Source organism: Streptomyces tailanensis (assembly GCF_008386495.1).
In the GTDB taxonomy this organism is placed as follows: Bacteria; Actinomycetota; Actinomycetes; order Streptomycetales; family Streptomycetaceae; genus Streptomyces; species Streptomyces tailanensis.
The window spans coordinates 1-6331 of the sequence record NZ_VTHJ01000151.1; the positions used below are offsets into that span (position 1 = coordinate 1).

Genomic DNA, 6331 nt, shown 5'->3' on the forward strand with positions numbered 1-6331 from the left:
GGCGGCGACCGACGACGGCGAGGACTCGGCCGACCCGCAGACCGCGCTCAAGCAGCTGAAGAAGGCCGCCGACGCGTGCGCGAAACACTCCGGTCCGGTCCTTCCGCACATCGGCACGCTCAACGTCTCCCGCGACCTGGACGTGATGCGCGCCGCGCTCGGCGACAAGAAGCTCAACTACCTCGGTTTCTCGTACGGGACCCGGCTGGGCGCGGTCTACGCGGCGCAGTTCCCCGACAAGGTCGGGCGGATGGTCTTCGACGGCGTGGACAGCCTCACCGAACCGCTGTCCGAGCAGGGTCTGGTGGCCGCCGAGGGGCAGCAGACCGCGCTGGAGGACTACCTCGACGCGTGCACCGAGCAGGTGACATGCCCGTTCGGGCAGGATGCCCGGTCGGCCCGTGAGCAGGTCGTCCAGCTGGTCGACTCGCTGGACGAGTACCCGGTACCGTCGGACTTCGGACAGGAGTTCTCGGGTCAGGACCTCGTGGGCGCCATCGGCCAGGCCCTGTACAGCGAACAGATGTGGCCCGTGCTCACCCAGGCGCTCAACATGCTCGTCCACGACGGCGACACCCGGGGCGTCATGGCCCTCGCGGGCGGCGGCTTCACCGCCCCGACCCGTCCGAACGCGCCGACCCGCCCGAACGCCCCTGCCGATCCCGGCAAGCCCGGCGAGCCCAGCCCCTCCAGCACCCCCAGTCCGGACGAGGACGGCGGGCTCGTCGACGCGGAGGACGTCCCGCTCGACAATCCCCCCGCCGCACTGATGGCGGTCAACTGCGCCGACGACCCGGACCGGCCCACCGCCGACCGGATCACCGAGGACATCGAGAACCTGCGCACGGCGTACGAGGAGGCCTCCCCGGTCTTCGGCCAGTACCGCCTCGCCCAGGTGCTGTTGTGCTACGGCCGCCCCAAGGGCACCGACTTCATCCGCGAGGAGGTGCGCGACGTCGACACCCCGAAGATGCTGCTCGTGGGCACCCGGGGCGACCCGGCGACCCCGTACCGCTGGACCGTGGAGACGGCCGAGCGGCTCGGCTCCTCGGCGGTCGTCCTCGACAACAAGGGCAAGGGGCACACCGGGTACGCCTCGTCGAAGTGCGTGCACGAGAAGGTCGACGACTTCCTGCTGTTCGGGACGCTGCCGGACGACGGGAGTTCCTGCGGGCCCGACGACTGAGCATCAGGCGTGTAACACGGGGTGGGCCGGTACAACCTCGTCCGCGTTTCACGCGTCACCTTGGGTGTACGTCGCTTTTCGCGCGTGCCATACCCGTACGTGACCAAAACTGGGGGAATTCACCGATGCGTATCCGTTCCGTCCTCGCCTTCTCGACCGCGGTGACCGCCGGCACCGCGCTGCTGATCACCGCCGCCGCGCCGAGTCCGGCCGCCCAGCCGGCCGCCAAGACCCCCGTCTGCAAGGCCAAGGTCCTCAAGCTGGGGGCCAAGCAGGCGAAGGACGCGAGGATCGTGCACATCACCGTCAAGAACACCAGTGGCCGCACCTGCACCATCGACCGCCTCCCCGTCGTCACCTTCGGCAACCTCGACGGCGCGGCCCTGCCGGTGCCCTCCGGTGAGAGCGGGCTGTACAAGGTCGGCGCAGGCAAGACGGTGTACGCGGCGGTCCGCACGATCGCCGACCTGAAGGACCCGGAGGCGCGTCGCGTCGGCACGATCACCGTGTCGGCCAACCCGGCCTACAACGGCCGTACCTTCACCGCGAAGCAGCTCGGCGCGGGCAAGAAGGTGAAGGTCTGGGAGCCCGTGACGACCTGGTGGAAGCCGTCGAAGACAGCCGCCGACAAGGCGCTGAAGAAGGCCGTCGGCTGACCTTCACGGCACGCACTCGCGCCATCGCCCGTCGCATACGCACCGGCGAAGTCGCGCGCTGTCGGGCGATGTCACGCGTCCGACGGGCGATGTCGCGAGAAATGCCCGGTGGGCGAATCAGTCCTATCGTGAAGTCATGGAGCACGCTCTCAGTCCCGCGACCCTCACCGAGCTACGCCGCCCGCGGCCCTATCCCGCGGTGTCGGTGCTGACGCCGACGCATCGCCGGGAACCGGAGAAGACGCAGGATCCGGTCCGGCTGCGCAATGTGCTCGCCGAGGCGAAGAAGCAGCTGGAGCAGGACCCCTCGGTCACACGGGAACGACGCAACGACGTCGTCGAACAGCTGGACAAGGCGCTGGCCGAGGTGGATCTGACGCACACCGAGGAAGGCCTGGTGATCTTCGCGGCGCCGGGTGAGCACCAGGTCTGGTCACTGGCGCGTACGGTGCCGGAACGCGTGGTGCTCTCCGACACCTTCCTGACCCGGAACCTGGTGGCCGCACAGGCGGCCGAGCGGCCGTTCTGGGTGCTCTCGGTCTCCCCCGACCAGGTCGCGCTGTGGAACGGCGGCGGCGACCGCGTCACCGAGGCGCGCGTCGGCGGTTTCCCGCTGACCAGGAGCCGCGACAACTTCGACGCCGAGCGGCAGGAGCAGATCGGCGACATGCCGAGCACGTTCCGCGACGAGGGCACCCGGCACTTCCTGAAGGACGCCGACACCGCGATGGGCCGGGTGCTGCGCGCGGAGCCACGGCCCCTGTACGTCACCGGTGAGACGGCGGCGCTGTCCCTCCTCGACGAGATCGGCACCGTCACCAAGGACGCCGGCCACATCCCGTACGGCGGCCTCGCGCACGGCACCCCGGACGCCGTGTGGCAGGCGGTGCGGCCGCTGGTCACGGCGGAGGACGCCAGGATCGTCGACTTCGTGGCCGAGCGGCTCGAAGCGGCCCGTGGCCAGAAGGCGTTCGCCGCCGGCCTCGACGAGGTCCGGCAGAACGCGGAGCAGGGCCGCATCCAGTTCCTGGCCGTGGAGGAGAATTACCGGGCGACCGTACGCTCCAACGGCGGCGGGCACCTCGTACCGGCCGAGAGTGGCGACCTCGACGCCCGCGAGGACATCGTGGACGAGATCGNCGGCGGGCACCTCGTACCGGCCGAGAGTGGCGACCTCGACGCCCGCGAGGACATCGTGGACGAGATCGTCGAACAGTGTCTGGTCACCGGTGCCGAGGTGCGCTTCGTCCCCGACGGTACGCTCGGCGACGCGCTGGGCATCGCCGGGGTACTGCGGTACTGAGCCGGCGTACTGCGGTACTGAGGAGTCAGACACCGTCGAAGAGGGCGGTCAGCCCCCGGTCGACGGCGGGGCCCAGCCGTTCCCTGCCGGAGCCGACGACCGCGAAGGTGCGCAGCAGGAAGCGCTGGAGGGCGGGGGTGTCGAACTGGAGCAGGGCCATGCCGTACGGGGAGTGCAGTTCCACGACCGTGCGGCTGCGGCCGGAGGGCCATATGTGCACGTCGCCGCCCCCGGCGGGTTTCCGTAGCCCCTCCTCCAGCAGTTCGCGGGCGAAGGTCCAGGTCACCATGGAACCGTTGAGCGAGATGTCGGCCGGGAAGTCGATGTGCACGGCGAGCGGGTCGTCCGAGGCGTAGCGCAGGGTGGCGGGCACCGGCAGCTCGCGGTCCTCGGCGGTGACCAGGAGGACTCGTGCGGGCTGTTCCAGCGTGACGGTCATGCGCGCTCTCCGTTTCGGATCAAGGTCGGCCGTGTGCCGACATACCTGTTCGACCTCGCGAAGGGCTTTCGCACGCCGCACCCCTCCCGGATTCGCCATGTGACCCATGTCACCCAGAACGGGACGGCTCGATACGTCCATGCATCGAAGGGGATGCCGAAGGGAATCACGCATACACCCTTCGAACGCAAGAATGAGAAGACCGCGAGCGCGCCCGGCAATCCGTCAAGTCACGTACGATCTCTACGACTTGACCCCTGCGAACGCGTATCGTCCTGCCGTGGTGAACCCGGCCTGCAAGGACGGCGGCATATGCCAGAAGCACCACCGTATCGGGTCTTGCCAAATCCCTTACAGCGCGTCGCGGGCTGTGCAACAGTCGTAACCGGCCCTTCCGTCAGCGTTGGTCGCATCGACCCCCATCGGAGTACGTGATGCCGTCGCATCTCTCTGCGGATCGTCCCGCCGCCCAGCCGCCCCGCCGCGGCACGGTCGACGCGCTCATCTCGCAGACGCGGCGGCTGCGCGGGGACGTGGACGCGGTACGCCGTGACGCTCCCCCCGACGGGACGGACCCCGAGGGCCGGTGGCAGCGGGCTCTCTACGATCTGGCGCTTCATCAACTCAAGGACCTCGACGGGCACTTGGCTCAACTGCGGGATGGTCCGGCCGAACCGGCCGCACCCGAGGCGGCGCCCGACACCCCGGCCGTGCCCGTCGTGCCGCCCCGGCACGACTCGCTGCTCAGCCGGGTGGGCAGTGCCGAGTGGAACCTGCTGACGGACGAGGCCAGTTGGTCCGGGGAGCTGTACCAGATCCTCGGGCGCGACCCCGCCGCGCCGCCGCTCACACTCGACGAGCTGCCGTCCCTGGTGCTGGACGAGGACCGGCCGAAGCTGACGGCGATGGTCACGGACTGTCTGATCGACGCGAAACGCATCGACGGGGAGTTCCGGATCGTGCTCCCCGACGGCGGGGTGCGCACCGTGCACATGATGGGCGAGCCCGTGCTCGACGACGACGGCAGTACGGCCTCGATGTGGGCCGTACTGCGGGACGTCAGCGAACTGCGGCGCAGCCAGCGGGCGGTGAGCGAGACCCGTGACTCGCTTCAGCGCCGGCGGCACATCGCGCAGACCGAGCACCGGCTTGCGGTCGAGTTGCAGGAAGCCGTGCTGCCGCCCTGGCGCGGCTCCCTGCGACTCCCGCAACACGGCCCCGGGACACTGGAACTCGCGGCCCACTACCTGCCGTCCGCGACAAGCGCGCTGATCGGCGGCGACTGGTACGACGCCCTCGAACTACCCGGCGGAGAAAGCCTGTTGAGCGTCGGCGACCTCACCGGGCGCGGTGTCACCGTCACCTCGGGCATGGCGATGCTGATCGGCGCCCTGCGCGGCATGGCGATGGCCGGCACCGAGCCGAGTCGGCTCATGGCGTGCCTCAACCAGTTACTGGACACCACCGTGCAACCGGCCCTCGGCAGCGCCGTCTGCTGCCGCTACCGGCCCGCGACCCGCACCCTCGTCTGGGCGCAGGCAGGGCACCCCGCCCCGCTGCTGTTCCGCGGCGGGACGGGGCGCGCGCTGACATCGCCGGACGGCGTGCTGCTCGGAGCGACCTCCGGTGCCGTCTACGGGCAGGCCGAAGTGACACTCGAACAGGGCGACCTGCTGCTTCTGCACACCGATGGACTGGTCCCCCGGCGCGACAGCAGAACCGCAGCCGTCCAGCGGCTGTTGGACCTGGCCCCACGGTTCGGCGAGGCGCGTTCGGCCCAGGACTGTGTGCGGACAGTGGTGGAGGAGTTCGGCGAGACCGAGCGCGAGGACGACGCCTGCGTGCTGGTCGCCAGGGTCAGTTCCTGATCCGGCGTCAGTTCCTGATTGGTGCGCCGATGTGATGCTCCCTACGCCGACGCGATGTCGCCCTTGTTCTTCACCGTGCCCTTGGGCAGGGCGAGTTTGATCTCCTCCCGCAGTTCCCGGACCTTCGCATGGTCGGCGTACGCACCGGTCAGCTCGTACATCTGGCCCAGGCGGTCCCAGGTGCGGTGGGAGGAGTTGGTCCCCATCGCATCGAGGGCGTCACGGGCGTAGCGCGTTCCCTGTTCGGGGTCGCCGTCGATGAAGCAGGCCGACGCCATGGACAGATAGTCGAAGATCTTCGACCGCTGCCGGCCGTCGATGCGCAGCGCGAGGGCCTTCTCCGCATAGTGCTGGCTGTGCCTGGCCGCGCTCGGATCGTGCTCCGCGAGGGTGCGGTAGGACAGGGCCTGCATGCCGTACAGGTCCTCTTCCTTGAACATCGACATCCAGCTCGGCAGGGGCTCGTCCGTGCGGTCGGAGACGAACAGGTCCTCCGCCTGGCCGAGGGTGCGCCGCATGGCCTGGCCCTTGCCCATCGAGGCATGCGCCCACGCCTCGACGGTGTAGAGCATGGCCTTGGTGCGCGGCAGCACCTGGTCGCCGGAGCCGGACTGGGCGAGCTTCATGAGGTCGAGTGCCTCGTCGGGCTTGCCCAGGTGGACGAGTTGACGGGCCGCCCGGGAGAGGGCCTCGCCGGCGCGTGGCCGGTCGCCGCCCTCCCTGGCCGCGTGGGCGGCGATGACGAAGTACTTCTGGGCGGTGGCTTCCAGGCCGACGTCGTGCGACATCCAGCCCGCGAGGACCGCGAGGTCGGCGGCGACGCCCCACAGGCGTCGCTGGAGATGGTCGGAGTGACGGTAGGAGAGCATGCCTCCCACC

The 6331-nt window shown here is 69.9% G+C and carries 6 protein-coding genes; 4 read left to right on the plus strand and 2 right to left on the minus strand.

The window, feature by feature from the left end:
• The 3 genes from F3T56_RS45555 to F3T56_RS45565 all read left to right on the plus strand — a co-directional run.
• Nucleotides 1-1186, plus strand: a 1186-nt coding sequence (locus F3T56_RS45555; RefSeq protein ID WP_149831330.1) for an alpha/beta hydrolase, incomplete at its 5' end; no start/stop codon positions are given.
• A gap of 125 nt (nt 1187-1311) precedes the next feature.
• Nucleotides 1312-1842 (plus strand): DUF4232 domain-containing protein, encoded by a 531-nt coding sequence (locus F3T56_RS45560; protein ID WP_149831331.1) that lies wholly within the window; start codon nt 1312-1314, stop codon nt 1840-1842.
• 136 nt (nt 1843-1978) lie between these two features.
• On the plus strand, nt 1979-3145 hold the full coding sequence (locus F3T56_RS45565) for a baeRF3 domain-containing protein (protein WP_149831332.1): 1167 nt from the start codon (nt 1979-1981) through the stop codon (nt 3143-3145).
• A gap of 25 nt (nt 3146-3170) precedes the next feature.
• Here the strand turns inward: F3T56_RS45565 and F3T56_RS45570 are convergent, their stop codons facing one another.
• Nucleotides 3171-3584, minus strand: a complete 414-nt coding sequence (locus F3T56_RS45570) for an SsgA family sporulation/cell division regulator (protein ID WP_149831333.1) — start codon at nt 3582-3584, stop codon at nt 3171-3173.
• A 434-nt stretch (nt 3585-4018) separates the two neighbouring features.
• Between F3T56_RS45570 and F3T56_RS45575 the strand changes: the two genes are divergently transcribed.
• Complete coding sequence (locus F3T56_RS45575; protein WP_149831334.1) at nt 4019-5452, plus strand: PP2C family protein-serine/threonine phosphatase; 1434 nt, start codon at nt 4019-4021, stop codon at nt 5450-5452.
• A gap of 41 nt (nt 5453-5493) precedes the next feature.
• Here F3T56_RS45575 and F3T56_RS49175 read toward each other — a convergent pair.
• Nucleotides 5494-6331, minus strand: an 838-nt coding sequence (locus F3T56_RS49175; protein WP_484422115.1) for an NsdA family TPR-like regulatory protein, incomplete at its 5' end; no start/stop codon positions are given.